Origin of the sequence: Planomonospora corallina (assembly GCF_042650625.1) — a bacterium.
GTDB classification, from domain to species: Bacteria; Actinomycetota; Actinomycetes; order Streptosporangiales; family Streptosporangiaceae; genus Planomonospora_B; species Planomonospora_B corallina.
Map to the genome: position 1 here is coordinate 103,547 of NZ_JBHSBM010000027.1, position 26,600 is coordinate 130,146.

The following is a 26,600-nucleotide window of genomic DNA, read 5'->3' on the forward strand; positions in this document are numbered from 1 at the left end:
AGCGCTTCCTGACGAGGCGGGGGGCGCGGGCGCCCCGGGACGTCCCTACCGGCCTGCCCGCCGTCCTCCCCGTAGGGTGAGGCCCGTGAGCATTCTCGTGGTCACCGGGACCGACACCGGGGTGGGGAAGACGGTCGTCACGGCCGCCGTGGCGGCGCTGGCGCTGGAACGCGGCTCCTCGGTCGCGGTGGTCAAACCCGCCCAGACCGGGACAGGCGAGAACGAGCCGGGGGATCTGGACGACGTCATCCGCCTGTCCGGGGTGAGCACCACGTTCGAGCTCGCCCGGTTCCCCGACCCGCTCTCCCCCGCCGCCGCCGCGCGCGTGACGGGGCTGCCCCCGGTCTCCCTCGCCGAGGCCGCCGTACGGATCAGGGAGCTCACCGAGTCGCACCGGCTGGTCGTGGTGGAGGGCACCGGCGGGCTGCTCGTCCGCTTCGACGAGGAGGGGTTCACGATCGCGGACCTGGCGCGGATGCTGCACGCGCCGGTGCTGGTGGTGACCAGGGCCGCGCTGGGCACGCTGAACCACACCGCGCTGACGCTGGAGGCGCTGGCGGGCCGCGGCCTGGACCTGGCAGGGGTGGTGATCGGCGCATGGCCGGCGGAGCCGGGGCCGGCCGAGCGGTGCAACGTGCCCGACCTGGAGATGCTGGCCGCCCGGCCGCTGGCGGGCGTGCTCCCGGAGGACGCCGGCGGGCTGGACCGCGAGGCCTTCGCCCGCGTGGCGCGGGCGGGGCTCAGCCCGATGCTGGGCGGCGCGTTCGACCCCTCCGCCTTCCGGCGCTCCCTCGCCCCCTCCCCGTAGCCCGCCCGGTGCTCCGGCGCCGGGTAATGGGGGTGTCACGATCCGTTCAGCGGATGTCGGCGGAGAAGGGTGTGACGGGAGGGAATCTGGGGAGGTAGAAGGCCGTGAAGCCCCCCGGGCAACTCCCCTGTCCGACTATGTGACCGACTGGTAGGTTTCGCGGTATGGAGTCCCCCAAGCACGCCGGTGACATCGCGGTCGCCGTCTCCAAGGCCTACGGCATCGAGACCATGTTCACCCTGTCCGGCGGGCACGTCTTCCCGCTCTACGACGGGGCGGTCCACGAAGGCATGTCCATCCTCGACGTGCGGCACGAGCAGAGCGCGGTCTTCGCCGCCGAGGCCACCGCCCGGCTGACCCGCAGACCCGGTCTCGCCGTGCTCACCGCCGGGCCCGGCATCACCAACGGCGTCAGCGGGGTGGCCACCGCGCACTTCAACGGCTCCCCCGTCGTCGTCATGGGCGGCCGGGCGCCGCGCTCGCGCTGGGGCTCCGGCGCGCTCCAGGAGATGGACCACCCGCCGCTGCTCGCACCGGTCACCAAGCTCTCCTTCACCGGCTCCGGCGCGGACTCCGTCGGGCAGGACGTCGAGATGGCCTTCCGCACGGCCATCGCCCCGCACCGGGGCCCGGTCTTCCTCGACTTCTACATGGACGACCTGTTCGCCCCCTCCCCCGAGCACCACACCGAGACGCTCACCCCCTCGCCGCTGGAGCCCGACGCGGACGCCCTGGCCGAGATCGCCCGCCTGCTCGCCGAGGCCGAGCGCCCGGTGCTGGTGCTCGGCTCCGACGTGTGGATGGACCGCGCCGAGGAGGTCGCCCGGGGCTTCGCCGAGGAGTACCGCCTGCCGGTCGTGCCCAACGGCCAGGGCCGCGGCATCCTGCCCGCCGGGCACGAGCTGCTGGTCACCCGCGCCCGGGGACTGGCCTTCGCCCAGGCCGACCTGGTGATCGTGGCGGGCGCCCCGCTGGACTTCCGGCTCGGCTACGGCTGGTTCGGGGGCAAGGAGGGCGCTCCCCTGGCCAAGGTGGTGCACCTGGCCGACGCTCCCTCGCAGATCGCCACCCACGTCAAGCCCTCCGGGGCGGCGGCCGGCGACCTGTCCCTGGTCTTCTGGGGCCTGTCCGCGGCCTGCGCCGAGGCGGGCGTCTCCCCCCGGACCTACGCCCCGTGGCTGGAGAGGCTCTCCGGGGCCGCCGCGGCGGCCATCGCCGAGGACGCCGGGCTGCTGGCCGCCGACGCCGACCCGATCCACCCGATGCGCGTCTACGGCGAGCTGAACCGGCTGCTCGCCGACGACGCCGTGGTGATCGGCGACGGCGGCGACTTCGTCTCCTTCGCGGGCAAGTACGTCGAGCCCAAACGGCCCGGCAACTGGCTCGACCCGGGCCCGTACGGCTGCCTGGGCACCGGCCTGGGCTACGCCATCGCCGCCCGGCTGGCCCGGCCCTCCTCCCAGGTGGTGCTGCTGCTCGGCGACGGCGCCGCGGGCTTCTCCCTGATGGACGTCGACACCCTGGTGCGGCACCGCCTGCCGGTCGTGATGATCTGCGGCAACAACGGCATGTGGGGGCTGGAGAAGCACCCCATGCAGATGCTCTACGGCTACGACGTGGCCGCCGAGCTCCAGCCGCAGTGCCGCTACGACCAGGTGGTGACCGCCCTGGGCGGCGGCGGCGAGCTCGTCACGGACCCGGCGCAGATCGGTCCGGCGCTGCGCCGCGCGTTCGACTCCGGCGTGCCGTACATGGTGAACATCGCCACCGACCCGTCGGTGGCCTACCCCCGCAACACCACCGGCGTCTGACCGGCCCCGTGCCGGGTCCCCGCCGGGGACCCGGCTCCCGGACACGGCCGGGGAGCGGCTCAGCCCTTGGTGACCTTGACCGTCGGCGAGGGGGTCGGCGTCGTCGTGCCGCCCGAGCACGGTACGGCGTCGGCCAGGAGCTCGACCGGCTTGCGGGGGTCCCACATGTCTCCCGCCAGCGGATTCTGGTGGGAGACCATCCAGCACTTCTCCGGGTCGGGCCCGCCGTCCTGCCGGACCTGCGCCTTGAACCCGGCGTTCTTGAGCTGCTGAAGCGCCGCGGCGAGCTCCATGTGCATGACCTTCGGCACCTTCCTCTTCACCGCCGGGGTCGGCGACGGGCTGGAGGGCTTCGGGGTCGGCGTGGGGGTCCGCCGCCCGGTGCTGGGGGTGGCGCTGGGCCGCGCGGTCTCCTCCTCCGTGGGCGTGGGCGTGGGCGTGGACGCGGGTTCCACGACGACCGGGCGCTCCTCGGCGGGGGTGGGGGTCACCCGCAGCCTGCGGTCGCCCTTGGCGTGCGACTTCGTCGGCCTGGCCGAGCTGGGGGCCGCCGCGGAGGCGCTCGCCCCGGGATCGTTCCTGAACGGCTCCTCGGATCCGACCGCCATCCCGTTGATCGTCACCACGGCCACCGCGGAGCAGAGCACCACGGCGCCCGCGGAGGCGGCCAGCAGGGCGCCCCGGCGCCTGGGCCGCCGCGCGGCCCGGCGGCCCCGCCGGCCGGGGGAGAGCTCGGTCTGCGCGCCGGGCGCCGCCGTCTCCGCCTGCCAGCCGGACGTCGGCTGCGCGGCCGCGCTCCAGCCGGTCTGCGGGATCGGCTCGTCCCGGCGCGTCACGGCCCCCTGAGCGGGCGCGAGCCCGGCCTGGATCGGCGCGACCGCGCTCGCTCCGGTCTGCGGGCCGGTCACCGCCTGGCGCGCGGCGTCGCTCATCGCCGCCGCGCTGGGGAAGCGCCGGGCCGGGTCCTTGGAGAGCGCCCGCTCCACCAGGGCGCGGACCATGGGCGGGATGTGCTCGGGGAGCGGCGGCGGGGCCTCGCGGATGTGCTTGAGCGCGATCGTGACCGGGCTGTCGCCGTCGAAGGGGCGCTGCCCGGCCAGGCACTCGTAGGCGACCACGCCCAGCGCGTAGATGTCCACCGCCGGGGTGACCGGCGCGCCCTCGGCCTGCTCCGGCGCGCAGTAGGCGGCGGTGCCGAGCACCATGCCCGCGTCGGTCAGCCGACTGGCCGTGTCCGCCCTGGCAATGCCGAAGTCGGTGAGCACGAGCGTGCCGTCGGAGCGGACCAGCAGGTTGCCGGGCTTGATGTCGCGGTGGACGATGCCCTGGTCGTGCACGGCCTGCAGGGCCGAGGCCGCCTGGGCGATGAGCTCCAGCGCGGCGCCGGGGGCGATGCTGCCCAGCCTGCCGAGCAGCCGGTCCAGCGGCTCGCCGTCGACGAACTTCATCACCAGGTACGCCGTCGCCCCCGCGCCGGGCACCTCGTGGACGCCGTAGTCGTAGACGTCGACGACCCCGGGGTGGTTGATCGTCGCCATCGCGCGCGCCTCGCCCTGGAAGCGCACGAGGAAGCCGGGATCGTCGGTGCGCCCGGGGAGCAGCACCTTCACGGCGACGGTGCGGGCCAGGACGGTGTCCTCGCCCCGCCAGACCTCGCCCATGCCGCCGGCGCCGATGCGGGTGTCTAAGCGATACCGCCCGGCCAGCGTCGTGCCTTGGGCCACCATGGCTCCCCCGTAACCCTCTCCACTCCCAGCCCCCGGCTCTTCAACAAAGCGGATTTGCATCGCGGCAGCGTTACGGCAGCATAACGAAGAGCTGCACGTCGCTTGATCCGCTCGTGGGGCGCGAGCGGCAGCATGACACAAAAGTCCAAGCTTCAGTTTTATTTATACAGTTTGCACGTCAAGTTCGGCGACCCGGTCCGGGAAGGACGTGCCGGACCTGCCCGGGAGCGCCGTCCGGCGAACGCGGCCACCCGCTGCCCGCGCACCCGCCGCCCGCGCACCCGCGGCGACCGGAGGACGGCGCGGGACCGGGGCTCAGACCTTATGCTGGCCCGCATGATGCTCGCTCCCGGTCTGCGCGCCCGGCTCCTCATCATGGTCGAGAAGGAGGACACCGCGATCGCGGTCGGCAGCGGCGACGTCCCCGTGCTGGGCACGCCCCGCCTGCTCGCCCTCGCCGAGCAGGCGACCGTCCGGGCGATCGCGGACGCCCTGGAGCCCGGCCGAACCTCCGTCGGCACCCGGGTCGCCCTCGACCACCTGGCGGCCAGCCCGATCGGCGCCCACGTCGAGATCGCCGCCGAGCTCACCGAGGTCGACGGCCGCCGTCTGGTCTTCGGCTTCACCGCCCGGAGCAGGGAGACCACCGTCGCGACCGGCACGATCGAGCGCGTGGTCGTGGACCGCGAGCGCTTCCTCGCCGGAACCGCCCGCTGACCGCTCCGCCTCCTCGCAAGCGTCCTGGCCGCCCGCCGTTCACCGGGGCCGCCGGCCGCGCAGACCCGGCGGCCCCGGGTCCACCACGCGGGCAGGACGGTCCCGGACGGTTACTCGATGACGGCGATGAGGTCGCCCTCCTGGATGACATCGCCCTCGGCGACCTTGATCTGGGCCACCACTCCGTCGTCCTCCGCGAGGACCGGGATCTCCATCTTCATCGACTCCAGGATGACCAGGGTGTCGCCCTCCGCCACGGTGTCGCCCTCGGAGACGAGGATCTTCCAGACGTTCGCCACCATCTCCGCGCGTACTTCAGCCACCGGAAACTCCCTCACTCTCGCTGTCGGTCTTCATGCTCGCTCCGGTCCGCGCGGGTCGCGCCGCGCCGTGCGCGCCCGTCCCGCGGGCCCTCGCGCACCCTCCGCCCGCGGGGGCGGATCAGGCCCTCATCCGGGACACCAGCCCGGTGTCGTAGTCGCCGGCGGCGAACTCGGGGTGCTCCAGCAGTTCCGCGCAGAACGGCAGGTTGTTCTTCGGGCCCTCGACCTGGAAGCCCGCGACGGCCTTGCGGGCCCGCTCCAGGGCCTCGTCCCGGGTCCGGCCGTACACGCAGAGCTTGGCCATGAGCGGGTCGTAGAACGGCGTGACCGCGGTGCCCGCGGCGTAACCGGAGTCGACCCGCACCCCCTCCCCGGACGGCTCCTCCCAAACGTCGATCTTCCCCGGTCCGGGGAGGAAGCGCCTGGGGTCCTCCGCGTAGACGCGGAACTCGATCGCGTGGCCGGAGGGCGCCACGGAGAAGGGCTCCGCCTCTCCCGCGGCGATGCGCAGCTGCTGCTCCACCAGGTCCACCCCCGTGACGAGCTCGGTCACCGGGTGCTCCACCTGGAGCCGGGTGTTCATCTCCAGGAAGACGAAGTCCTGCGCGTCGGCGTCGACCAGGCACTCCACGGTCCCGGCGCCGAGGTATCCCACGGCCTCACCGGCCCGTACGGCCGCCGCCAGCATGCGCTCGCGCAGCGCCGGGGTGATGCCGGGCGAGGGCGTCTCCTCCACGACCTTCTGGTGGCGGCGCTGCACCGAGCAGTCGCGCTCGCCCAGCGCGACGACCGTGCCGTCCGGGAAACCGAGGATCTGCACCTCGACGTGGCGGGCGCGCTCGATGTAGCGCTCGAGCAGGATCGCCGGCCCGTTCGAGGCGCCGTCTCCGCCGGCCGCGCCGAAGCGCGCCGCGGCCCGTGCCGCCGTCTCGAACGCCCGGGCCAGCTCCGCCTCGTCACGGGCGACGCCCATGCCGATGCCGCCGCCGCCGCCCGCCGCCTTCACCATGACCGGGTAGCCGATCTCCGCCGCGGCGGCCACGGCCCGCTCCAGGTCGGTGACCGGCTCCCTGGTCCCGGCCGCGACGGGCACGCCCGCGGCCTCCATCAGGTTGCGAGCGTTGATCTTGTCGCCCATCCGCTCGATCGCCTCGGGCGAGGGGCCGATCCAGACCAGCCCCGCCTCGGCCACCGCCCGGGCGAAGCCCGCGTTCTCGGAGAAGAAGCCGTACCCCGGGTGGACCGCCTGCGCGCCCGTCGCCCGGGCGGCCTCGAGCACCTTGTCCGCGTCGAGGTAGCTCTGCAGGGGGTTGGCGGGTCCCAGCAGGACCGCCTCGTCGGCCTCCTTCACGAACGGCAGGTCCGCGTCGGCCTCGGAGTACACCGCGATGGCCCGCACCCCCATACGGCGGACCGTACGGATGACACGCCGGGCGATTTCGCCGCGGTTCGCGACCAGGACAGACTCGAACACGTAGTGGCCCCTTTCGACCGCTCCACCCTAAGCCCGGGATCTCGACCCGGCCTTTCCCCTGACGGCACTGATCACAGCAGCGCAAGCTGTAGGAAACTTACAATGCGCGGAACCGGAAACCCCTGTGCGACAAGCCGTATGACCAGGCTTTGATCACTTGGTGCGATCGGGCGGGCACCTCGCGGAGACGCCCGGAGCGGGCCGGTTCAGTAGCGCGCGAGGCGGCCGGCGATCCGCGCCAGCGCCTCCACCGCGTCCGGGTCGTACTCCCCGCCGCTGCCGAGGCGGAGCCGCTCCAGCGCCGCGTGGGCCCGGTCCCGGTCGGTGGAGCCGCCCACCAGGTCGTCGTAGGCGTTGGCGGCCTTGATGATGCGGCTCGACAGCGGGGGCATCCGGTCGCAGGGATCGCACTGCCGGCGGACGATCTCCGCCACCCGGTCCAGCACGCCCGTCTGCCGGATCACCTCGGCGCCCAGCTCGGCGATCCGGCGAGCCTGCTCCGGGTCGGTGAGCACGGTCGCGCCGCCGGGGATCGGGTCCCGGAGCGAGAGCTGGCCGATGTCGTGCATGAGCGCGGCGTACTCCAGCTCCAGCAGCTCCGGCTCCGCCATGCCCAGCTCCCGCCCGACGGCGACCGACAGGCGGCTCACCCGGCGCGAGTGACCCGGCTCCACGTATCCGGCGACCTCGGTGACCTGGGCCAGCGCCCGGACGGTCTGCAGGTAGGTGGCGCGGATCCCGGCGTACTTGCGGAAGGCGACCTGGGTCACCAGCAGCGGGGCGGCGAAGACCAGCAGCGCCGCCATGTCCATGCTGTGCGAGGCGAGCGCGAGCAGGATGCCGGAGGCCGCCACGGCGACGCCCAGCGGCGCGGCCATCCGCAGCTCGTCGCGGACGGCCACCCGGAACGCGGCGCGCACCTGCTCGGCCCGGATGACGGCCGCCAGCAGCACGTCCACCAGGACCGTCACCAGGATCAGCCCGGTCATCACGCCCAGCGCGGGCGTCCAGCTCCCCTCGGGCGGCAGGGTCGTCGCCTGCAGCGATCCGGCCAGCGGCCGGTAGGCGACGGCCAGCAGGGCTCCGGTGAGCAGCCGCCGGGCCATCGCGTCGAGCTGAGGCGGCCGCCCGACCGCCAGGTGCGGCAGCGCCCCGGCCGCCATCCCCACCGCCAGCACCGCGATGACCTGCAGGGACGAGTGGGTCGCCGGCGTGTCGCCCATGTCGAGCAGGAGCGTGTAGCCGAGCGCCGCGGCGGCCCCGATCGGCGCCACCTCCCGGTTGCCCGGCATGGTGAGCCTGGCCAGCTCCCCCGCCGCGATCAGCGCGCCGAACCCGATCGCGAACTCGGGCTGGTGCAGCCCCGCCGCGGCCGTGTACGCCACCCCGGCCACCGCCATCAGACCGGCCGCGGAGATGAGCAGAAGCTGCCCGGAGTCGAGCCGGCGGAACGCGCGGGCGTGCGGAACGGCCGTGCCGGTCGTCGTGGTCATCGATTACCTCCAGCGTGGGGACCTCGGCCTGCGGACGGGAGGTCCCGTTACCGCTCCGTCCCCGAAGTCGCGTCCGAGACCACCTGGATCGGGCTGGTCGGGTCGTCGTGGTCCTTGGTGGTGGTCTCCACCGCGCCGCCGGCCGGCGGGACCGCCACCGGGCGCGGGGCCTCCCACCCGTGGCGTTCCAGGGCCTTGAGGAAGGCGGCCACCATGACCGGGTCGAACTGGGTGCCCGCGCCCTTGCGCAGCTCCTGGGCGGCCACCTCGACCGGACGCGCGTTGCGGTAGGAGCGGTCGGAGGTCATCGCGTCGAAGGCGTCGGCCACCGCGATGATCCGGGCGAACTCCGGGATCTCGTCCCCGGCCAGCCCCATCGGGTAGCCCTTGCCGTCCTGCCGCTCGTGGTGGTGCATGATCCCGGCGAAGGCCTCGTCCAGGAAGTCGATGCCCCGCACGATCTCCAGCCCGCGCATCGGGTGGAGCTGGATGGCGGCGAACTCCTCCTCGGTGAGCGGGCCCTCCTTCTGCAGCACCTTCGTCGGCACGCCCAGCTTGCCCACGTCGTGCAGCATGCCCGCGTAGCGGATCGCCCGCAGCCGCTCCGAGCCCATCCCGATCTCCTCGGCGATCATGCCGGAGGCCCGGGAGACCCGGGTGCAGTGGCCGCGGGTGTAGTAGTCCTTGGTCTCCACCGCCTGGCAGAGCGCGGCGATCGTGGCGTCGTAGGAGCGCTGCTGGGCGAGGTACTGGCCGAAGGCCCAGCGGGCGACGAAGAGCGGGATCAGCACCAGCACCGCGGCGATCGAGGCGACCGTCGCCCAGAGCCCGGCGATCAGCAGGCCGAAGGTCGCGTAGCCCAGGTAGGAGACCAGGAACTGGGCCAGCCCGCGCAGCGGCACCTGGTCGGCCTGGCCGGTCAGCGCCAGGACCACCGCGATCAGGGCGAGGTTCAGCGGGACGAACACCGCCGCGGCCCCCGCGAACGGCACGATCAGGTCACTGAAGTCGGTCCCCGCCGCGTCGGGCACGGCGACCGGGCCGCCGAGCCTGGTGTAGACCCAGCCCGCGCCGTACCCGCAGATGGCGAACTGGGCGCCGTTGAACAGCCGCTTCACCAGCGGCAGTCCCGGCCGCACGCTGAGCACGGCCGTCATGCCGACGAGCGCCGCGCCCTCCGGCCCCACCAGCACCACCGCGGCGAGCGCGGCCGAGAAACTGACCGAGACCGCGGCCTGCCGGACGCTGAGCAGCGTCGGCATCGACTCGCAGACCAGGAACAGCAGGGCCAGCACCAGAAGGGTGGACCAGTCGAGCCGCTCGGTCCGGCTGCTCTCCATCACCCCGTGGACGAGCAGCCCGAAGGCCGTCCCGATCACGGCGACGAGATAGACCTTGGCAAACCATGGCAGTCCACGCAATGCGGCCACCCTACGGGTCCTACGGGCGCGTGTTCAGGTCCAGCAGATCCCCGGGTGCGCCCGGACGACCGTTTCCTTCGACATGCGCTGCCTCCACGTTGATTTCGTGTCTCAGGCTACAGAAGCGGGCCGGTTCCGGCGGGATGGACCGACAATCGCAAGCAAAGCGTAACCAGCCCAGCACGGGGAGTTTGTCTATCCGGCCGCCCGGCGGCTCCTCGCCCACTCGACGGTGCTCTTCAGCCCGGTGACCAGATCCGTCCGGGGCCGCCAGCCGAGGGCCTCGGCCGCGGGCGCCGGATCGACCGCCATCGCGGGCAGGTCGCCCAGGCGCGCGGGGGCGGTGCCCGGCCGGTCGGGCGCCCCGGCCGCCGCCGCGACGAGGCCGTGCAGCTCGCGGTCGGTGGTCTGCACCCCGGTGCCGAGGTTGAAGCGGCCGCCGCCGCCCGCCTCGCCGCAGGCCCGGACGAAGCCGTCCACCACGTCGTCGACGTAGACGTAGTCGCGCGTCTGCGTGCCGTCGCCGTACACCACGGTGGGGGCCCCGCCGAGCAGCGCGTCGGTGAAGATCGCCACGACGCCGGCCTCGCCCTCCGGCGACTGGCGGGGGCCGTAGACGTTGGAGAGCACGAGCGTGGTGTAGTCGATGCCGTGCAGCGCCTTGAAGGTCGCCAGGTAGACCTCGGCGCTCAGTTTGGAGGCCGCGTACGGCGAGCGCGGGTCGGTGGCCGCGCCGGCGGGCACCGGGATGACCGCGGGCCTGCCGTACACCGCGACGGAGGAGGCGAAGACGACCTTGCGCGTGCCGCCCCGCCGGGCCGCGGACAGGACGCAGACCGTGCCCTCCACGTTGAGCCGGGCGTCGTGGACCGGGTCCGCCACGCTCTTGCGCACGCTGATCTGGGCGGCGAGATGGCAGACGGCCTCCGGCCGGAACTCCTCGGCCAGGCCGGCCAGCGCGGGATCGCGGACGTCCATCTCGTGCAGGCTGAAGCGGGGGCTGCGCACCGCGTCCGCCAGGTTGGCCCGGCTCCCCGAGGACAGGTCGTCCACGACGGCGACCTCGTGGCCCTCCTCCAGCAGCCGGTCCACCAGGTTGGACCCGATGAACCCCGCCCCTCCGGTGACGAGTATCCGCATGCCGCTCCCCGTTCTCGTCGCGGGGCCGCGGCCGGGGCGCGGCCAGGCCCCCTCACCGCGGGAGAGGAGGATCCGCCGACGTCGCCCCGTGCGGCCCGTACGGCCGTTGTCGTACGGGAATCCTAGAGGTCAGGTGTTCAGTTCGCTGCGGACCTGGTCGATCCTGTTGAGGACCTTGGCGCGCAGATCGTCGGGGACCTGCTCGCAGCCGCAGTGCTTGGCCACCAGCTGCTTGACCACCTGCTCCAGGCCGTACTCCTTCAGGCAGGGGCCGCACTCGTCCAGGTGCTGGCGGATGTCGACGCAGTTGCCCTCGTCGAGCTCACCGTCGAGGTAGGTGTAGACCTTGTCCAGGACCTCACGACAGTCGGTGTCGTGGTGCTCTCCACAGCTCACTGTGCACCCTCCGCAGGAACCAGGCCACGCTCCCGGGCGTAGTCCTCGAGTTGCGTCCGCAGCTGCCGGCGTCCGCGGTGGAGCCGCGACATCACGGTCCCGATCGGGGTCCCCATGATGTCGGCGATCTCCTTGTAGGGGAAGCCCTCGACGTCGGCGAGATAGACCGCGATCCGGAAGTCCTCCGGGAGGGCGGCCAGCGCGTCCTTGACGTCACTGTCGGGAAGGTGCTCGAGCGCCTCGATCTCGGCCGACTTCAGCCCCGCCGAGGTGTGCGACTCGGCCCTGGCCAGCTGCCAGTCCTCGATCTCCTCGGCGCCCGACTGCTTCGGCTCCCGCTGCTTCTTGCGGTAGCTGTTGATGAAGGTGTTGGTGAGGATGCGGTAGAGCCAGGCCTTGAGGTTCGTGCCCTCCTGGAACTGGTGGAAGGACGCGAAGGCCTTCGCGAAGGTCTCCTGGAGGAGGTCCTCGGCGTCGGCGGCGTTCCTGGTCATCCGGAGCGCGGCGGAGTAGAGCTGGTCGAGATAGGGCAGCACGTCCCTCTCGAACCGCTGGCTCCGCTGCTCCAGAGTCTCCGCGTCTGTCGCAGGGACCGGACCCACCCCCTTAATATCTCCGGAGTCCGGCTCGCGCGGGACACCGTACTGAGCGGAGAATACCCGCTCGTCAGGGAACGACCGGCCACCGGGGCGGGCGACGGTTTCGATCAAGGCGAGCATTCGCTGGCCAACCTCCCGAAAGGATCTGCGCTGTTCGTTGGCAACACGCCCGCACTTCTGTCTGTTCCCGCAAGATAGAAGGTGACGAACGACCCGGTACGGGGAAAAACATGCGTACCGGCAGGTAGCTTCAGACCACCGGAGAACCCCGACGCCAGGAGCCGCTTGTGCTGCCCATCCCGGCCGAAGAGCTGAACGGCTCAGGAACGCTCGGGCCGTACTGGACCTTTTACCGCGCGGTCGTCGCCGAGCAGCTGAGCCGCTGGCTGCCCCGGACCCCGTCCACCGTCCTCGACCTCTCGCGCGGCCAGGGCCGCTGGTCCGCGCAGGCGGCACGGGCCGGGCACCGGGTGATCGAGGTGATCGACTTCCGCAGGGCGCTGGCGGCCGAGGCCGGCCCCGTCCTCCGCGACGCCGGCCGGGTCCGCCAGGTCCGCGCCGACGACCTGCGCTTCCTCCCCGACGGCAGCGTGGACGCCGTGCTCGCCGAGGAGCGGGCGATGTCGCTGGAGCTCATGGCGGAGTCCTCGGTCGCCGACATCGCCCGGGTGCTGCGCCCCGGCGGCCGGGCGCTGGTCTGCGTCGACTCGCTGGTGCTGGGCATGGCGATCCTCGCCGAGCAGAACTACTGGGCCCACCTCCGCCAGACCGGCGAGGTCATGCTCGTGCCCTGGCCCGACGGGAGCATCACCCGGTGCTTCAGCAGCACCCAGCTGAGGGAGCTGCTCACCGAGGCCGGGCTGGAGGTCGAGTGGATCCGGCCCCGGACCGTGCTGTCCCCCTCGGCGGTCGACCACGTGCTCGCCTCCGACTCGCGCGCGCTGAACTGGCTGGTCCGCACCGAGCTCGAGGCCCACCCGGACGACGACGACACCGTGGGCATCCACCTGGTGGCCAGCGCCCGCCGCCCCTGAGGACGTTCCTGAAGAGGTCCCGGGAACGTCCCAGAGGGCGGCTCGCCGCGCGGGTGCACCCGCCGGCCGCCGTCAGCGGCGGCGCTCCCTCCTCGACTGGCACTGCACGCACCGGGCGGCCTCCGGGCGGGCCTCCAGCCTGCCCTCCGGCACGGACGCGCCGCAGTCCACGCAGAGGCCGTAGCGGCCGTCGTCGATCCGCTTGAGCGCCTCCAGGACCGAACGGCGCTGCCGGGTGGCCACGTCGAGCATGGCCTGGTTGCGGTCCGCGTCGGTCAGCACGGCCCCGGCGTCGGCCGCCGACCGCTCGTGGAAGGCCGGCTGGCCTCCTCTGAGGATCCCGATGGACCGGTCAAGCTCACTGAGCATGCTCTCCAGGCGCATACGCGCGGTCGCGTCGTTCACGGCTGCGCACCTCCGGGATGCGAGGGGCGGCCCACGGCGGGATCCCCCGGATCTCCCGCCTGGCACGGGGGACGGCTTCGGTCGCGTCACCTCACGCGGAGAGCGGAGGTTCCGCTTTCCTCACCGGATGCCCGCTCGGCACGGTCTTTACACCGGTCACCAGCCCTTTTCAGAACAGAGACGGCTCTTTTCCGCCCTCCTGACGCAGCGGCTCGATCAACTCGGGCCCGTTGTTGCGCACGGAGTTCACCGCGGTGGAGACGGGATGGATCGCCAGGCCCGTGGAGCCGGCCGGGATCAGGAAGTCCCGCGCGTCGCGGACCCCCGGGTCGAGCCAGTCGCCCCACCGGTCACGCTCGATCAGCATCGGCATGCGGTCGTGGACCTTCCCCGCCTCGTCCACCGCCGTCGTGGTGATGACCGTGCAGGTCGTCAGCCACGCGTCCGGGTCGTCGTCGGGCCGGCCCCGGTCGCGCCAGAACTCGTACAGCCCCGCCATCGCCATGACGGAGCCGTCGGCCGGCCGGATGAAGTAGGGCTGCTTCTTCGGCCTGCCTCTGGGGCCCGTCTCCTCCAGCGCGACCCACTCGTAGTAGCCGTCGGCCGGGACCAGGCAGCGGCGCTCGGCGAACGCCTTGCGGAACGACGGCTTCTCCGCCACGGTCTCCACCCTGGCGTTGATCATCTTCGAGCCGATGGAGGGGTCCTTCGCCCAGGCCGGCACCAGCCCCCAGCGCAGCACGCGGAGCTGGCGCACCGGCCGGGCCCGCTCCACCGCCTCCTTGGGCGCCCTGCTGAGCACCGCGTAGAGCGGTTTGGTCGGCGCGACGTTGTAGTCGGGCCGCAGCTCGGCCCCATCGGCGCCGTCGAGCTCGACCTCGAACTCCTCCAGCAGCTGCTGCTTGCTCCGCGCAGAGGCGAATCTCCCGCACATACCCCCACTCTGCCACCTTCCGGCGCGCCCGTCCGCGCCCGGCGTTTCCCGCCCGGCGATCCCCTCTCGGTAGGCTCGAGGCATGTCGTCCGCTCCGCTGTGGCCCGCCCCGACCGCGACCCGTCCCGTCCACGCGACCGTCCCGGTGCCGGGCTCGAAGTCCGTGACCAACCGCGCGCTGCTGCTGGCCGCGCTCGCCGACGGTCCGGGCACCGTACGGCTGGCGCTGCGCAGCCGCGACTCCGATCTGATGGCCGACGCCCTGCGCGCGCTCGGCGCCACGATGACCCCGTCCAACGAGAGCGGTTCCGGCCTCGACTGGGCCGTCGTCCCCGGCCCCGTCACCGCCGGGGGGCGGATCGACGTGGGTCTGGCCGGCACCGTGATGCGCTTCGTGCCGCCGGTCGCCGCGCTCGCCGACGGCGAGGTCTCCTTCGACGGCGACCCGCACGCGCGCAAGCGCCCGATGGGCGTGATCCTCGGCGCGCTGCGCACGCTGGGCGCGCACGTCACGGGCGACGCGCTGCCGTTCACGATCCGCGGGCCGCTGACCGGCGGCGAGGTCGTGCTCGACGCCTCCGGCTCCTCGCAGTTCCTCTCCGGCCTGCTGCTGGCCGCCGCGCGCTTCCCCAAGGGGGTGACGGTCCGGCACTCCGGGCCGCCGGTCCCGTCGCAGCCGCACATACAGATGACGGTCCAGATGCTCCGCGAGCGCGGCGTGCACGTCGACGACTCCGAGCCGGACGTCTGGCGGGTCGAGCCCGGGCCGATCCGGGCCACCGACTTCACCGTGGAGCCCGACCTGTCCAACGCGGCGCCGTTCCTGTCGGCGGCTATGGTCACCGGCGGCACGGTCGTCATCCCCGGCTGGCCCGCCGCCACGACGCAGCCCGGCGACCGGCTCCGGGAGATCCTGGCCGGCATGGGCGCCTCCGTCGCGTTCACCGACGGCGGCCTGGCGGTGACCGGCACCGGCCGTGTCAGCGGCATCGACGCCGACCTGCGCGACGTCGCCGAGCTCACCCCGACGATCGCCGCGCTCGCCGCCCTGGCCGACTCCCCCAGCCGGATCCGGGGCGTCGCGCACATCCGCGGGCACGAGACCGACCGGCTGGCCGCGCTGGTCGCCGAGATCAACGCTCTCGGCGGCGACGCGAACGAGACCGAGGACGGGCTGGAGATCCGGCCGCGCCCGCTGCGCGGCGGGGTGTTCCGCTCCTACGCCGACCACCGCATGGCCACGGCCGGCGCGGTGATCGGCCTGGCCGTGCCGGGGGTCCAGGTGGAGGACATCGCCACCACGGGCAAGACCCTGCCGGAGTTCGCCTCCATGTGGGCGCGGATGTTGGGAGGCGACCGCTGAGAAGGCGGGAGTACGACGAGGACGACGTCAGGGTCCGGCCGGGGAAGGGCTCCCGGCCCCGGACCCGGATCCGTCCTGCGCACGAGGACGCGGTCGAGGGGTTCGTCGTGGGCGTCGACCGCGGCCGCTACACCTGCCTGGTCACGGACGGCCACGGCCGGCGCCGGGGGCGCGGCGGGAAGGCCGCCAGGACCGGCGGGGAGGGCACGGCGCAGCCGGGCGGCACGCTGGTGGTGGCCATGAAGGCCCGCGAGCTCGGCCGCAAGGGCATCGTGGTCGGTGACAGGGTCGCGCTGGTGGGCGACGTCTCCGGCAGGCCTGACACGCTGGCCCGCGTCGTCCGCGTGGAGCCGCGCGTCTCGATGCTCCGCCGCTCCGCCGACGACACCGACGACACCGACGGCATCGAGCGCCCCGTCGTCGCCAACGCCGACCAGCTGGTGATCGTCACGGCGCTGGCCGACCCGCCGCCCCGGCCCCGCATGATCGACCGCATGCTCGTGGCGGCCTACGACGCCGACATCGAGCCGCTGCTCTGCCTGACCAAGTCCGACCTCGCCCCGCCCGAGGAGATCGTCTCGCTGTACGCGCCGCTCGGCCTGCCGTACGTGGTGGTGCGCAGGGGCGGCGAGCTCGACGAGCTGCGCGAGCGGCTGCGAGACCGGATCAGCGTGCTCGTGGGACACTCCGGGGTGGGCAAGTCCACCTTGGTGAACGCCCTGGTCCCGCACGCCAACCGGGCCGTCTCGCACGTCAACGCGGTGACCGGCCGGGGCCGGCACACCTCCACCTCGGCCGTGGCGCTGGAGCTGCCGGAGGGCGGCTGGATCATCGACACGCCGGGGGTGCGGAGCTTCGGCCTGGCGCACATCTCGGTCGAGACCGTCCTGGCGGGCTTCCCCGACCTGGTCGAGGGCACGGTCACCTGCCCCAAGGGCTGCACCCACCTGGGCGGCGACTGCGCCCTGGACGCGTGGGTGGCCGACGGCCACGCCGATCCGGCCCGCCTGGGCTCGCTGCGCCGCCTGCTCGCCAGCCGCGAGGGCGCCGCCGACGACGAGCGGCGGCCCGACCGGCCGGACGTGCCCTGATCCGTCTCCCCCTCTCCTGTTCGGGGGCGCCGACGCGGTAGCGTTCCCTCCGTGACGGGTTACAACGACGATCTCCGCCTCGCCCACGTCATGGCCGACGCCGCCGACGACCTGAGCCTGCGCAGGTTCAAGGCGGTGGACCTGCGGGTCGAGACCAAACCCGACCTGACCCCGGTGAGCGACGCCGACCGGGCGGTCGAGGAGGCGATCCGGAACACGCTCCGCCGGGCCCGGCCCCGAGACGCGATCGTCGGGGAGGAGTTCGGCACGACCGGTCACGGTGACCGCTCGTGGATCATCGACCCGATCGACGGCACGAAGAACTACGTGCGCGGCGTCCCCGTCTGGGCCACGCTCATCGCCCTGATGGAGCACGGCCGCGTCGTCGTCGGCCTGGTCTCCGCCCCCGCGCTCGGCCGCCGCTGGTGGGCCGCCCGCGACGGCGGCGCCTGGACCGGCAGGAGCCTGACCAAGGCGACCCGCTGCCGGGTCTCCTCCGTCACCCGCCTGGAGGACGCCTCCTTCTCCTACTCCAGTCTCGGAGGCTGGGAGGAGGCCGGCAAGCTCGGCGACTTCCTCGACCTGACCCGCTCGGTCTGGCGCACCCGCGCCTACGGCGACTTCTGGTCGCACATGATGGTCGCCGAGGGCACCGTCGACCTGTCCGCCGAGCCGGAGCTCTCCCCCTGGGACATCGCCGCCCTGACGGTGATCGTCGAGGAGGCCGGCGGCATCTGGACCGATCTGTCCGGCGTCCCCGGCCTGGACGGCGGGAGCCTGGTCTGCACCAACGGCGCCCTGCACGGCGAGGTCCTCAAGCGCCTCGGCGGAGGCCCGCTCACCCTTCCCATCTGAGCGCCCGCTCATTCTCCCTGTCCGAGCGCCCGCTCACCCTTCACGCCTGAGCGGCCGGCCCCGCGGGGAGCGTTCCCGTACGAGCGGCCGGCCCCGCGGGGAGCGTTCCCGTACGAGCAGCCGGCCCCGCGGGGAGCGTTCCACGACGGGCCGGTGAAACGTTCCACCACCGCTCCCCGGCGGCCCGCCGGACTCCGCCCGGGGTGGATCCCCCCTGCTCAGGGCCGCTGCCACACGGGTGACCGGACACATTCATCTCCCGTTCACCTTTACTCGGGCTTTGAGTCACTTTGCCTCCCTACTGTCCTGAAGCGTTGAAGGACTTAGTGGGAGGAACCCAACCGTGAAGTATGCAGGCCGGCTCGCCGCGGTCACTCTGGCCGGCGCGCTCTCGCTCGCTGCGTGCGGCACCGATAACAACACCCCCGGCTCCGACACCTCCGCCGCGGCGGCCAAGGCGGACTCGGGCTCCGGCCTCAGCGGTACGATCAACGCCGCCGGCTCTTCCGCACAGGCCAACGCCATCGACGAGTGGAAGAAGAACTTCCAGCAGGCCAACCCCGGGGTGAGCCTCAACTACCAGCCCAGCGGCTCCGGCGCCGGAATCCAGGCGTTCATCCAGGGCACGGTCGCGTTCGCCGGCTCCGACTCGGCGCTCAAGGAGGACAAGGGCGAGCCCGCCCAGGCGGACGCCCGGTGCAAGACCGGCAAGGCCATCAACATCCCGATGGTGACCGGCCCGGTGGCCGTCGTCTACAACCTGGAGGGCGTGGACGGGCTGCAGCTCTCCCCGAAGACCCTGGGTAAGATCTTCAACAGCGAGATCACCAAGTGGGACGACCCGGTGATCAAGGCCGACAACCCGGACGCCCAGCTGCCCTCGACCCCGATCCAGGCGTTCCACCGCTCGGACGAGTCGGGCACCAGCGACAACTTCACGAAGTTCCTCTCCAAGACCGCCGATTGGCCGCACGAGCCGGCCAAGGCCTGGCCGGCCGAGGCCAAGGGCCAGGGCGCCAAGGGCTCCGACGGCATCGCCCAGTCGGTGAAGTCGACCGCGGGCGCGATCAGCTACGTCGAGCTGTCCTACGCCGAGAACTCCGGCCTGCAGAAGGCCAAGGTCGCCAACGGCGCCGGCGAGTTCGTCGAGCTGACCCCGGAGAGCGCGGGCAAGACCGTCGAGGCCGCCGAGATCACCGGTACCGGCAACGACCTCAAGCTCGAGATCGACTACGCCACCAAGGCCGCGGGCGCCTACCCGATCGTGCTGGTGACCTACGAGATCACCTGCGAGAAGGGGCTCTCGCCGGAGGACGCCAAGCTCGTCAAGGCCTTCCTCGGCTACACCGCCAGCGACGAGGGCCAGAACGCGCTCAAGGGCCTGGGCTACGCCCCGCTGCCGCCCACCATGCTCACCAAGGTCCGCACCGCCATCGAGGCGATCTCCTAATCCGATGGCGACTCCAGTTCGTACCCGTGACGGCGGGCCGGCCCTGAGCCGGTCCGCCTCGCGGCGCAGCCGCGGTGAAGTCCCCTTCCGCTACGCCTCCACCGGCGCCGGCGTCTTCCTCCTGGTGATCATGGCGGCCATCGCCGTCTTCCTCATCGTCGAGGCGGTCCCCGCCCTGCAGGCGAACAAGGGCAGCTTCTTCACCGACCTCACCTGGGAGCCGAACAGCACCGGGTCCTTCGGCATCGCCGCCCTGGCGTTCGGGACCGTCATGAGCTCCGTGCTCGCCCTCGTCATCGCGGTGCCGGTGGCGGTGGGCGTGGCCCTGTTCATCTCCCACTACGCCCCGCGCCGGATGGCCGGGGTGCTGGGATACGTCATCGACCTGCTCGCCGCCGTCCCCAGCGTCGTGTACGGCCTGTGGGGCGTCATCTTCCTCGTCCCCTTCATCCAGGGCCCGTCGGAGTTCCTCAACGAGTACCTCGGGTTCATCCCGCTGTTCGACGGCGACATCGTCGCGGGCCGCTCGATGCTGACCGCGTCGGTCGTCCTGGCGATCATGATCCTGCCGATCATCGCGGCGATCTCCCGGGAGGTCTTCCTCCAGGTGCCGAAGACGCACGAGGAGGCGGCGCTCGCCCTCGGCGCGACACGCTGGGAGATGATCAGGACCGCGGTGCTCCCGTTCGGCCGCCCCGGAGTGATCAGCGCGGCCATGCTCGGTCTCGGCCGGGCCATGGGGGAGACGATCGCCGTCGCGCTCATCTTCCCGGCGACGTTCGGGATCAGCTTCGAGATCCTCACCCCGCAGGGCAACAGCATCGCCGCCAACATCGCCAACGGCTTCGGCGAGGCCACGGACATCGGGCGCGGCGCCCTGATCGCGTCGGGTCTGGTGCTGTTCGTCATCACGCTGCTCGTGAACATGGGCGCACGCATGATCGTCGCTCGCCGCAAGGAGTACTCGGGGGCCGCCGCATGACCGCAGTCCAGCACGCCAGGACCCAGCGCGGCGGGATCCGGCGCATCTCGGCCGCCCGGCGGTTCAAGGACCGGTTCGTCCAGGCGCTCGTGTACCTGGCGTTCGCCCTCGCCCTGGTGCCGCTGGTCGCCGTCCTCTGGATGGTGATCGCGAACGGCCTGGCCCGCTTCGACATGGAGTTCCTCACCCACTCCATGCGCAACATCGGGGCCACCGACGCCGGGGGCGGCGCCTACCACGCCATCCTCGGCACCCTGGAGCAGGTCCTGCTGGCCTCGGTCATCTCCATCCCGGTCGGCCTGCTCACCGCGATCTATCTGGTCGAGTACGGCGAGGGCGGACGCCTGGGCCGGGCGATCAGCTTCTTCGTGGACGTCATGACCGGCATCCCCTCCGTGGTCTCCGGCCTGTTCATCCTGGCCTTCTGGGTCCTCGCCCTGGGCATGCCGTTCTCCGGCTTCGCCGGCGCGCTGGCCCTGTCGATCCTGATGATGCCGACCGTGGTCCGCTCCGCGGAGGAGATGCTGCGCCTGGTCCCCAACGACCTGCGCGAGGCCTCGTACGCCCTGGGCGTGCCCAAGTGGCGCACGATCGTCAGGGTCGTGCTGCCGACCTCGTTCACCGGCATCGCCACCGGCGTCATGCTGGCCATCGCCCGTGTCGCGGGTGAGACCGCTCCCCTGCTCCTCACGGTCTTCTTCACCGACTCCATCAACGCGGACCCGTTCAACGGCCCGCAGATGGGCCTGCCGCTCTACGTCTTCGACCAGGCCGCCCGTCCCACGGACACCGCCATCGACCGCGCATGGGCCGGAGCCCTCACCCTCATTCTGATCGTCATGCTGCTCAACCTGGTGGCGCGCTTCATCGCCTGGTGGCGCTCGCCCTCCAGGAAGAGCTAGGAGGAAAGCCGAAATGAGCCAGCAGATCCAGGTTTCCGGCCTCGACGCGTACTACGGGAAGCACAAGGCGATCGAGGACATCTCGATGACGATCGAGCCCCAGTCGATCACCGCCTTCATCGGCCCGTCGGGCTGCGGCAAGTCCACCTTCCTCCGGACTCTCAACCGGATGCACGAGGTCATCCCGGGCGCCCGGGTCGAGGGGAAGGTCCTGCTCGACGGCGAGGACCTCTACGCCGCCGACGTCGAGCCGGTGTCGGTGCGCCGGATGATCGGCATGGTCTTCCAGCGCCCCAACCCGTTCCCCACGATGTCGATCTACGAGAACGTGGCGGCCGGTCTCCGCCTCAACGGCAGCAAGCGCTCCAAGTCCGAGATGGACGGCATCGTCGAGACCTCACTGCAGGGCGCCAACCTCTGGAACGAGGTCAAGGACCGGCTCAACAAGCCCGGCGCCGGGTTGTCGGGCGGTCAGCAGCAGCGGCTGTGCATCGCCCGGGCCATCGCGGTCCAGCCCGAGGTCCTGCTGATGGACGAGCCGTGCTCCGCGCTGGACCCGATCTCCACCCTGGCGATCGAGGACCTGATGATGGAGCTGAAGAACAAGTTCACGATCGTGATCGTGACCCACAACATGCAGCAGGCCGCGCGGGTCAGCGACCGCACGGCGTTCTTCAACCTCGCGGGGCAGGGTCAGCCGGGCCGGGTCATCGAGATGGACGAGACCACCCGCATCTTCACCAACCCCTCCCAGAAAGCGACCGAAGATTACATCACCGGCCGTTTCGGATAACTCGCCACTTTTTGGAGGACCTGGGTGATCCAGCCGCAGATGGCACCCGATGTGGACGGAGACGTACGGACATCGCCCATGCTGCTGGTGGCCGATCCGGAGTCGCCCCTGGTCGAGGAGCTCGCCGCCACCCTGCAGCGCGAGGGAGTGGAGGTCCTGGGCGTCCCGGACGGAGCCCAGGCGCTGTTGCGGGCCGGCGCGCTCCAGCCCGACGTCGTGCTCGTCAGCGCCTCCCTCCCGGTCATCGGCGCGGTGGAGTTCGTCCGCGCCCTGCGGCTGACGCTGACCGTTCCCGTCCTGCTCGGTGTGGGCGAGGGCCACGCCGAGCAGGCGATCCAGGCGCTCGCGGCCGGGGCGACCGCCTGCGTGGCGCGGCCGTACCGGGTTCCCGAGCTCCTTCCGCTGCTGCAGGCCGCGGTGTCCGGCGAATCGGGGGCTCGCCGGACGCTCGCGGTCGGCAACGTGGAACTCGACATCGACGCCTACCAGGTGAGGGTGGACGGCCGGACCGTCCATCTGCCGCTGCGCGAGTTCGAGCTGCTCCACTACCTGATGCGCAACGCGCACCGCACGGTCACCCGCGAGCAGATCATGCGGCATGTGTGGAACGCCACCGACACCACGTCGACCAACACCATCGCGGTGCACGTCAAACGGTTGCGCGCCCGCCTCGGGGACAACGACGACCAGCTCATCCAGACCGTGCGCGGGGTGGGCTACCGCCTGGCCGGACGTTCCTGAGGCGCCCGCTCTCCGCCGGCCCGGGGTGAATCGCCCGCCCCGGGCCGGCGGCCTGCGGAAGGACCGGCCGGGCTCCCCGGGGAGAGCCGCGAGCGGCCTCCCGGAAAACCCGCAAAACGGTCCATGGAAATAATCTCCCCCCATTACCTGTAAACGGCGGAATCATCTCCTATCGACAAGGATGAAACGGGCGGCGTAGACCATTACGGGATCACTTCCAAAGAAACGCCATCACCCCTTGACCGAAACGTGGCGCTAACTCGTTGAAGCGATGCGGCCGGTGCGAGATGTTTGTTCGCGACAACGAGCGGTCAGCCGGACACGGCTTACAGCAGGAGTCTCCAGAAGTTCCCCGTTTCGTTTCCATGGAGGAAGCATCATGATCCGTCGTATTCTCGCCGGTACGGCCATCGCCGGTATCGCCGCCTTCGCGGGCCTGGCCACGGCCGGTGTCGCGTCCGCGGGTGACTGGAACGACCACCGTCCCGGCTTCACCTACGTGGACGACAGCAACCACAACGAGATCCTGAACGACCTCATCGACCTCGCCCTTCTCGGCATCATCGAGAACTGAGCTTCTCGCTGAGGCGATGACGCACATCCGGCCTCCCATGCCGGGTGGTGCCGCCTGGAGACGGTTCGCGTCCGGGTTTTCCTGGCCGGCCGGAGACGCCTCGACGTGAATGGTCTCGAAAACGGCACGGAAGCCCTTGGCGTGAGTGTTGTCTGGCCAACGACTCACACGTCAGGGGCTTTTTGCTGCCTTCTTCTCCTTTTCCCCCTCCAGCCGTGGGGCGCCCCGCTCCCCCGCGCACTCCCCGCCCCCGCGGAGAGCGGACATGATCCGCTTCGCGGTGTCCTCGACCCTGGTCACGCCCTCGGCCATCCTCCTGTTGTCCTCCGACAGCACCGCCACGGCGTAGTCACGGCCGCCTCCTCTGATCAGGCCCGCGCTCACGACCACCCAGCGACCGCTGGAGACCCGCCGCAGCCAGCCGTTCTTGAGCACCACGCGGTCCCCCTCGCAGGCTCCCGCGCTGATGCCCCACCGCTGCTCGGGGATCACCTCACCCATCAGCCGGAGCACCTGCTCGCGGTCCTCCTTCCCCAGCGGGCTGCGCTCCGTGGCCAGCGCGCCGAGCAGCCGGAGCTGGTCCTCCGCCGTGCTCCGGGTGATGCCCCAGCAGTACAGGTCGACGCAGCGCCCGGGCGGCGCGTAGGTGCGCTCGAGGCCGAACCTCCTGTTCGCCTCGGCCAGGCCCGCCTCCAGGCCGATGCGCTCGTACAGGCGGTCGGCCGCCTCGTTGTCGCTGAGACGGATCATCCGGTCGGCGTCGCGCCGCGCCCGCGCGTCCAGCCCGCGCCAGGGCGTGGAGAGCAGCAGCGCCATCAGGATGTTCACCTTGGAGGTGCTCCCCGTGGGCAGCTGCAGGTCGTCGTGGTAGCGGTAGTCCCGCCCGGTGGACAGGTCCCGCACCGCGGCCGTGAGGCGGCCGCCGTACCCGGCCAGGGCGCGGTCGAGGCTCCGGGTGAGCTCGTCTCCCGGGGCTCCCGGCCCCGGCGGCGGGTGGCCCGTCCACCGGCCCCCTGCGGCCGGGAACAGCGGGACCAGGGGCGTGAGGGGGACCGGAGGCGTGGGCGTGGGCAGCGGTCCCGTCCGCACGTCCGCCGCACCCGGCCGGTCCACCCGGTGCGGGGCGGCGTGCCGATGGACCACGCACCCGCCCATCAGCACGGGAACGAGTACGGCCGCCGCCACGGCGGCCGGCGCTCTCGGACCCACCATGCCCCACCACCCCCCATATATCGCAAATCGGACTTATCTCATTAATGCGACATATGGGGGGGTGTGAGAAGAGCACCTGCCGAACGCGGGACGTTTCCTGGAACCGCCCGCCCGCGGGCGGCCTAGCTTTGACGCGCGTCGGCGATTAGCCGGAGGATGCTCTCGTCGTCGCAGCCGGCCCAGAAACCGCCGACCACGTCCTCCAGGTGCTCCAGCGAGTCCGCACGGAACAGCACGTCCTGGTACTTCGTGATGTCGTACTGGGTGGTCCCCATCGCCGCGATGTCCAGCGGCCGGATGTCCATCCCCCGGAACTCCTCGATCTCGCCGTAGGACGAGAGGATGCCCGCGCCGTACGCGCGCAGCTCGCCCCCGTCGGTCATCACCCCGAACTCCAGCGTGAACCAGAAGACCTTCGAGACGAACTCCAGCGCCTCTTCGCTCTCGACCCGCCGCGCCGCCTGGCCTGCCAGCCGGTACAGCGCCGCGTAGCGGTCCGAGGCGAGCGCGTTGGCGTGCCCGATCACCTCGTGGATCACGTCGGGCTCGGGGGTGTAGAGCGGCGTGGAGTGGTGGCGGATGTACTGCGTCGAATGGAAGAGCCCGTCCGCCAGCACGCCGTAGAACTCCCGGAGCGGCACCAGGCCGGCCGCCGGCAGATAGCGGAACCCGGTGAGCGGCTCCAGCAGGTCGCCGACCTCCTCGAGCTGCGGGATACGGTCGGCGGGCAGCCCGAGCCGCTCCGTGGCCCGCAGGTACTCGGCGGTCGCGTACTTGCGGTGCTTGACGGCCAGCTCCCGGCAGACGAGGGCCCACACCTCGTGCTCCTGCTCGGTGTACTCGGCCGTCGGGATGGGCGTGCCGGGCACGTGGTCCATCGCGAGCGCCGCGATGGCGTTGCGGCGGGCCCGGTAGACGGGGTCGGAGAAGCCAGGGTGACTCGCGGCGAGCTGAACCTCGACCGTACCGTCGTCCCGAGTCGCCACCGGCGCGAAATACTGTGCTTCCTCGAACATGAAGAAATGACAGCAATTCGCGGATTCGCTGGCAAGAGCGAGCATTTGGAGTGGGCGATTCGCGCAAGATCGCACGGTCACACCTGGTTTGGACTGGTCAGATCGCCTAGTGTGACGCCATGCACATCGACGAGCTGGACAGCCGCCTCCTGGTGACCATGCGCGCCAACCCGCGGATCGGGCTCACCGAGCTCGCCCGCCTGCTCGGCGTGGCACGCGGCACCGTCCAGGCCCGTGTGGAGAAGCTCACCTCGCGCGGGGTCATCGCCGACTTCGGTCCCACGGTCGTCCCCGAGGGCGTCGGCTACCCGATCCTGGCCTTCGTCTCCCTGCAGATCGCCCAGGGCCGCCTGGCCGAGGCCGTGCAGGCGCTGCGGGATCTCCCGGAGATCCTCGAGGTGTACGGCACCAGCGGCCAGTCCGACCTGCTCTGCCGGGTGGTGGCACGGAGCACCCCTGATCTCCAGGAGATCATCGCCCGTATCCTGACCTCGCCGGCCGTGCAGCGCACCGACACCACGGTCGCGCTCTCCGTCCAGGTCCCCTTCCGCATCGAGCCGCTGCTCGAAGCCGCGCCCCAGGCGTGATCGAAGCATGACCACACCGATCGGCGGCAGCGGGACCAGACCTGTGGGACGCGCGGTCGTCCAGGGAAAAGCGCAGCTTAGACTGGGTGTCAGAACTGCGACGCGGGGGCGGGAAGGCGTTGCTCATCATGTCGGACGATCCAGCACTTCCGATCAGGGCCTCCGATGCCGAACGCGACCGGGTGATCACATATCTGGGCGAGCAGGCCGCGCAAGGGCGGCTGACCCTCGCCGAGTTGGAAGAGCGCATGGAACGCGCCGCCACCGCGAGGACCCTGGCCGAGCTCCAACCGCTCATCAGCGACCTGCCGGCCGTCCCCGGTGGCACGAGCCGCAGGAAGGTGATCCGGTGGCTGCCGGCCGTACTGAGCGGCTTCTCCAGGACCGGCCGCTGGCGGGCCGCTCCCAGGGTCAGAGCCGTCGCCGTGATGGGCGGCGGTGAGATCGACCTGCGCGGTGCCGAACTCGACGGAGGAAGTCTCACCCTGTCCGCGACCGCGATCATGGGTGGCTTCGACATCTATGTTCCCGACAGCATCGACGTCGACGTCTCGGGTTTCTCTCTCATGGGCGGCCACGAGGAGAGGGGGAGCCGGCGAACCCCACGGCAGGGGGCACCGCTGGTCCGGATCCGGGTTTTCACCCTCATGGGCGGTGTGGACGTCTGGCGTGTCCCCGCCGAACTCGACGCGGCATCCTTGAAGGCCCTGAAGAGGGCCGCGAAGGAACTCGAGCGCTGAAGGGGTCCCTCG

At 71.9% G+C, this 26,600-nt stretch carries 27 protein-coding genes; 15 read left to right on the top strand and 12 right to left on the bottom strand.

What is annotated here, in order from left to right:
• Nucleotides 1–85 precede the first annotated feature (85 nt).
• Nucleotides 86–808 (top strand): dethiobiotin synthase, encoded by a 723-nt coding sequence (bioD, locus tag ACFOWE_RS24210; protein WP_377291571.1) that lies wholly within the window; start codon nucleotides 86–88, stop codon nucleotides 806–808.
• A 164-nt stretch (nucleotides 809–972) separates the two neighbouring features.
• Nucleotides 973–2,619 (top strand): acetolactate synthase, encoded by a 1,647-nt coding sequence (locus ACFOWE_RS24215; RefSeq protein ID WP_377291573.1) that lies wholly within the window; start codon nucleotides 973–975, stop codon nucleotides 2,617–2,619.
• Nucleotides 2,620–2,678: 59 nt separating this feature from the next.
• Here ACFOWE_RS24215 and ACFOWE_RS24220 read toward each other — a convergent pair whose 3' ends face one another.
• Nucleotides 2,679–4,346: a serine/threonine-protein kinase gene (locus ACFOWE_RS24220; protein ID WP_377291575.1), complete on the bottom strand. Its 1,668-nt coding sequence runs from the start codon at nucleotides 4,344–4,346 to the stop codon at nucleotides 2,679–2,681.
• Nucleotides 4,347–4,682: 336 nt separating this feature from the next.
• On the opposite strand from ACFOWE_RS24220, the gene ACFOWE_RS24225 reads away from it, so the two are divergent.
• A complete protein-coding gene (locus ACFOWE_RS24225; protein WP_377291577.1) occupies nucleotides 4,683–5,063 on the top strand; it encodes a thioesterase family protein in 381 nt (126 codons plus the stop codon).
• A 110-nt stretch (nucleotides 5,064–5,173) separates the two neighbouring features.
• On the opposite strand, the gene ACFOWE_RS24230 is transcribed toward ACFOWE_RS24225, so the two are convergent.
• The 7 genes from ACFOWE_RS24230 to ACFOWE_RS24260 all read right to left on the bottom strand — a co-directional run bounded on the left by ACFOWE_RS24230 (nucleotide 5,174) and on the right by ACFOWE_RS24260 (nucleotide 11,912).
• Nucleotides 5,174–5,386, bottom strand: a complete 213-nt coding sequence (locus tag ACFOWE_RS24230) for a biotin/lipoyl-binding carrier protein (protein WP_377291579.1) — start codon at nucleotides 5,384–5,386, stop codon at nucleotides 5,174–5,176.
• 118 nt (nucleotides 5,387–5,504) lie between these two features.
• Nucleotides 5,505–6,860, bottom strand: coding sequence for an acetyl-CoA carboxylase biotin carboxylase subunit (locus ACFOWE_RS24235; protein WP_377291581.1), 1,356 nt, complete (start codon nucleotides 6,858–6,860; stop codon nucleotides 5,505–5,507).
• Nucleotides 6,861–7,066: 206 nt separating this feature from the next.
• Nucleotides 7,067–8,353, bottom strand: a complete 1,287-nt coding sequence (locus ACFOWE_RS24240) for an HD-GYP domain-containing protein (protein WP_377291583.1) — start codon at nucleotides 8,351–8,353, stop codon at nucleotides 7,067–7,069.
• A gap of 47 nt (nucleotides 8,354–8,400) precedes the next feature.
• The gene (locus ACFOWE_RS24245; RefSeq protein ID WP_377291585.1) at nucleotides 8,401–9,774 is read right to left on the bottom strand and encodes an HD-GYP domain-containing protein; all 1,374 of its coding nucleotides are present in this window, start codon (nucleotides 9,772–9,774) and stop codon (nucleotides 8,401–8,403) included.
• Nucleotides 9,775–9,969: 195 nt separating this feature from the next.
• Nucleotides 9,970–10,914 carry an NAD-dependent epimerase/dehydratase family protein gene (locus ACFOWE_RS24250; RefSeq protein WP_377291587.1) on the bottom strand — a complete coding sequence of 315 codons (945 nt, stop codon included), beginning with the start codon at nucleotides 10,912–10,914 and terminating at the stop codon, nucleotides 9,970–9,972.
• A 129-nt stretch (nucleotides 10,915–11,043) separates the two neighbouring features.
• Nucleotides 11,044–11,310: a mycothiol system anti-sigma-R factor gene (rsrA, locus tag ACFOWE_RS24255; protein WP_377291589.1), complete on the bottom strand. Its 267-nt coding sequence runs from the start codon at nucleotides 11,308–11,310 to the stop codon at nucleotides 11,044–11,046.
• Complete coding sequence (locus ACFOWE_RS24260; protein WP_377291591.1) at nucleotides 11,307–11,912, bottom strand: sigma-70 family RNA polymerase sigma factor; 606 nt, start codon at nucleotides 11,910–11,912, stop codon at nucleotides 11,307–11,309. The genes rsrA and ACFOWE_RS24260 overlap by 4 nt, the downstream gene beginning before the upstream one ends.
• A 284-nt stretch (nucleotides 11,913–12,196) precedes the next feature.
• Here ACFOWE_RS24260 and ACFOWE_RS24265 point away from each other — a divergent pair, with 284 nt between their 5' ends.
• Nucleotides 12,197–12,943, top strand: a complete 747-nt coding sequence (locus ACFOWE_RS24265) for a class I SAM-dependent methyltransferase (protein ID WP_377291593.1) — start codon at nucleotides 12,197–12,199, stop codon at nucleotides 12,941–12,943.
• 72 nt (nucleotides 12,944–13,015) lie between these two features.
• Here ACFOWE_RS24265 and ACFOWE_RS24270 read toward each other — a convergent pair whose 3' ends face one another.
• Together ACFOWE_RS24270 and ACFOWE_RS24275 are read right to left on the bottom strand one after the other, a co-directional pair.
• On the bottom strand, nucleotides 13,016–13,348 hold the full coding sequence (locus ACFOWE_RS24270; protein WP_377291595.1) for a TraR/DksA family transcriptional regulator: 333 nt from the start codon (nucleotides 13,346–13,348) through the stop codon (nucleotides 13,016–13,018).
• A 169-nt stretch (nucleotides 13,349–13,517) separates the two neighbouring features.
• The gene (locus ACFOWE_RS24275; protein ID WP_377291597.1) at nucleotides 13,518–14,282 is read right to left on the bottom strand and encodes an SOS response-associated peptidase; all 765 of its coding nucleotides are present in this window, start codon (nucleotides 14,280–14,282) and stop codon (nucleotides 13,518–13,520) included.
• An 82-nt stretch (nucleotides 14,283–14,364) separates the two neighbouring features.
• Between ACFOWE_RS24275 and aroA the strand changes: the two genes are divergently transcribed.
• The 9 genes from aroA to ACFOWE_RS24320 all read left to right on the top strand — a co-directional run bounded on the left by aroA (nucleotide 14,365) and on the right by ACFOWE_RS24320 (nucleotide 23,033).
• The gene (aroA, locus tag ACFOWE_RS24280) at nucleotides 14,365–15,645 is read left to right on the top strand and encodes a 3-phosphoshikimate 1-carboxyvinyltransferase (protein WP_377291599.1); all 1,281 of its coding nucleotides are present in this window, start codon (nucleotides 14,365–14,367) and stop codon (nucleotides 15,643–15,645) included.
• On the top strand, nucleotides 15,642–16,736 hold the full coding sequence (gene rsgA / locus ACFOWE_RS24285) for a ribosome small subunit-dependent GTPase A (protein ID WP_377291630.1): 1,095 nt from the start codon (nucleotides 15,642–15,644) through the stop codon (nucleotides 16,734–16,736). The genes aroA and rsgA overlap by 4 nt, the downstream gene beginning before the upstream one ends.
• A 51-nt stretch (nucleotides 16,737–16,787) precedes the next feature.
• Entirely contained in the window at nucleotides 16,788–17,591 is an 804-nt protein-coding gene (hisN, locus tag ACFOWE_RS24290; protein ID WP_377291601.1) for a histidinol-phosphatase, read from the top strand.
• Nucleotides 17,592–17,934: 343 nt separating this feature from the next.
• Nucleotides 17,935–19,041 (top strand): phosphate ABC transporter substrate-binding protein PstS, encoded by a 1,107-nt coding sequence (gene pstS / locus ACFOWE_RS24295; protein WP_377291603.1) that lies wholly within the window; start codon nucleotides 17,935–17,937, stop codon nucleotides 19,039–19,041.
• 4 nt (nucleotides 19,042–19,045) lie between these two features.
• Complete coding sequence (gene pstC / locus ACFOWE_RS24300; RefSeq protein WP_377291605.1) at nucleotides 19,046–20,023, top strand: phosphate ABC transporter permease subunit PstC; 978 nt, start codon at nucleotides 19,046–19,048, stop codon at nucleotides 20,021–20,023.
• The gene (gene pstA, locus ACFOWE_RS24305; protein WP_377291607.1) at nucleotides 20,020–20,925 is read left to right on the top strand and encodes a phosphate ABC transporter permease PstA; all 906 of its coding nucleotides are present in this window, start codon (nucleotides 20,020–20,022) and stop codon (nucleotides 20,923–20,925) included. The genes pstC and pstA overlap by 4 nt, the downstream gene beginning before the upstream one ends.
• Before the next feature lie 13 nt (nucleotides 20,926–20,938).
• Complete coding sequence (gene pstB, locus ACFOWE_RS24310; protein ID WP_377291609.1) at nucleotides 20,939–21,718, top strand: phosphate ABC transporter ATP-binding protein PstB; 780 nt, start codon at nucleotides 20,939–20,941, stop codon at nucleotides 21,716–21,718.
• A 78-nt stretch (nucleotides 21,719–21,796) separates the two neighbouring features.
• Nucleotides 21,797–22,459, top strand: a complete 663-nt coding sequence (locus ACFOWE_RS24315) for a response regulator transcription factor (protein WP_377291611.1) — start codon at nucleotides 21,797–21,799, stop codon at nucleotides 22,457–22,459.
• 379 nt (nucleotides 22,460–22,838) lie between these two features.
• Nucleotides 22,839–23,033 carry a hypothetical protein gene (locus tag ACFOWE_RS24320; RefSeq protein ID WP_377291613.1) on the top strand — a complete coding sequence of 65 codons (195 nt, stop codon included), beginning with the start codon at nucleotides 22,839–22,841 and terminating at the stop codon, nucleotides 23,031–23,033.
• A 171-nt stretch (nucleotides 23,034–23,204) separates the two neighbouring features.
• Here the strand turns inward: ACFOWE_RS24320 and ACFOWE_RS24325 are convergent, their stop codons facing one another.
• Both ACFOWE_RS24325 and ACFOWE_RS24330 read right to left on the bottom strand, forming a co-directional pair.
• Nucleotides 23,205–24,245 carry a serine hydrolase gene (locus ACFOWE_RS24325; RefSeq protein WP_377291615.1) on the bottom strand — a complete coding sequence of 347 codons (1,041 nt, stop codon included), beginning with the start codon at nucleotides 24,243–24,245 and terminating at the stop codon, nucleotides 23,205–23,207.
• A gap of 122 nt (nucleotides 24,246–24,367) precedes the next feature.
• Complete coding sequence (locus tag ACFOWE_RS24330) at nucleotides 24,368–25,261, bottom strand: phenylalanine 4-monooxygenase (RefSeq protein WP_377291617.1); 894 nt, start codon at nucleotides 25,259–25,261, stop codon at nucleotides 24,368–24,370.
• 119 nt (nucleotides 25,262–25,380) lie between these two features.
• On the opposite strand from ACFOWE_RS24330, the gene ACFOWE_RS24335 reads away from it, so the two are divergent.
• A complete protein-coding gene (locus tag ACFOWE_RS24335) occupies nucleotides 25,381–25,848 on the top strand; it encodes an Lrp/AsnC family transcriptional regulator (RefSeq protein ID WP_377291618.1) in 468 nt (155 codons plus the stop codon).
• A gap of 86 nt (nucleotides 25,849–25,934) precedes the next feature.
• Entirely contained in the window at nucleotides 25,935–26,588 is a 654-nt protein-coding gene (locus ACFOWE_RS24340) for a DUF1707 SHOCT-like domain-containing protein (protein ID WP_377291620.1), read from the top strand.
• Nucleotides 26,589–26,600 lie beyond the last annotated feature (12 nt).

Excerpts from the sequence above, each read along its gene's own strand:
- ACFOWE_RS24215 (WP_377291573.1), top strand. The coding sequence starts at position 973 with ATGGAGTCCCCCAAGCACGCCGGTGACATCGCGGTCGCCGTCTCCAAG.
- ACFOWE_RS24220 (WP_377291575.1), bottom strand. The coding sequence starts at position 4,346 with ATGGTGGCCCAAGGCACGACGCTGGCCGGGCGGTATCGCTTAGACACC.
- ACFOWE_RS24225 (WP_377291577.1), top strand. The coding sequence starts at position 4,683 with ATGATGCTCGCTCCCGGTCTGCGCGCCCGGCTCCTCATCATGGTCGAG.
- ACFOWE_RS24240 (WP_377291583.1), bottom strand. The coding sequence starts at position 8,353 with ATGACCACGACGACCGGCACGGCCGTTCCGCACGCCCGCGCGTTCCGC.
- ACFOWE_RS24250 (WP_377291587.1), bottom strand. The coding sequence starts at position 10,914 with ATGCGGATACTCGTCACCGGAGGGGCGGGGTTCATCGGGTCCAACCTG.
- ACFOWE_RS24275 (WP_377291597.1), bottom strand. The coding sequence starts at position 14,282 with ATGTGCGGGAGATTCGCCTCTGCGCGGAGCAAGCAGCAGCTGCTGGAG.
- aroA (WP_377291599.1), top strand. The coding sequence starts at position 14,365 with ATGTCGTCCGCTCCGCTGTGGCCCGCCCCGACCGCGACCCGTCCCGTC.
- pstC (WP_377291605.1), top strand. The coding sequence starts at position 19,046 with ATGGCGACTCCAGTTCGTACCCGTGACGGCGGGCCGGCCCTGAGCCGG.
- pstA (WP_377291607.1), top strand. The coding sequence starts at position 20,020 with ATGACCGCAGTCCAGCACGCCAGGACCCAGCGCGGCGGGATCCGGCGC.
- pstB (WP_377291609.1), top strand. The coding sequence starts at position 20,939 with ATGAGCCAGCAGATCCAGGTTTCCGGCCTCGACGCGTACTACGGGAAG.
- ACFOWE_RS24315 (WP_377291611.1), top strand. The coding sequence starts at position 21,797 with ATGCTGCTGGTGGCCGATCCGGAGTCGCCCCTGGTCGAGGAGCTCGCC.
- ACFOWE_RS24320 (WP_377291613.1), top strand. The coding sequence starts at position 22,839 with ATGATCCGTCGTATTCTCGCCGGTACGGCCATCGCCGGTATCGCCGCC.
- ACFOWE_RS24325 (WP_377291615.1), bottom strand. The coding sequence starts at position 24,245 with ATGGTGGGTCCGAGAGCGCCGGCCGCCGTGGCGGCGGCCGTACTCGTT.
- ACFOWE_RS24330 (WP_377291617.1), bottom strand. The coding sequence starts at position 25,261 with ATGTTCGAGGAAGCACAGTATTTCGCGCCGGTGGCGACTCGGGACGAC.
- ACFOWE_RS24335 (WP_377291618.1), top strand. The coding sequence starts at position 25,381 with ATGCACATCGACGAGCTGGACAGCCGCCTCCTGGTGACCATGCGCGCC.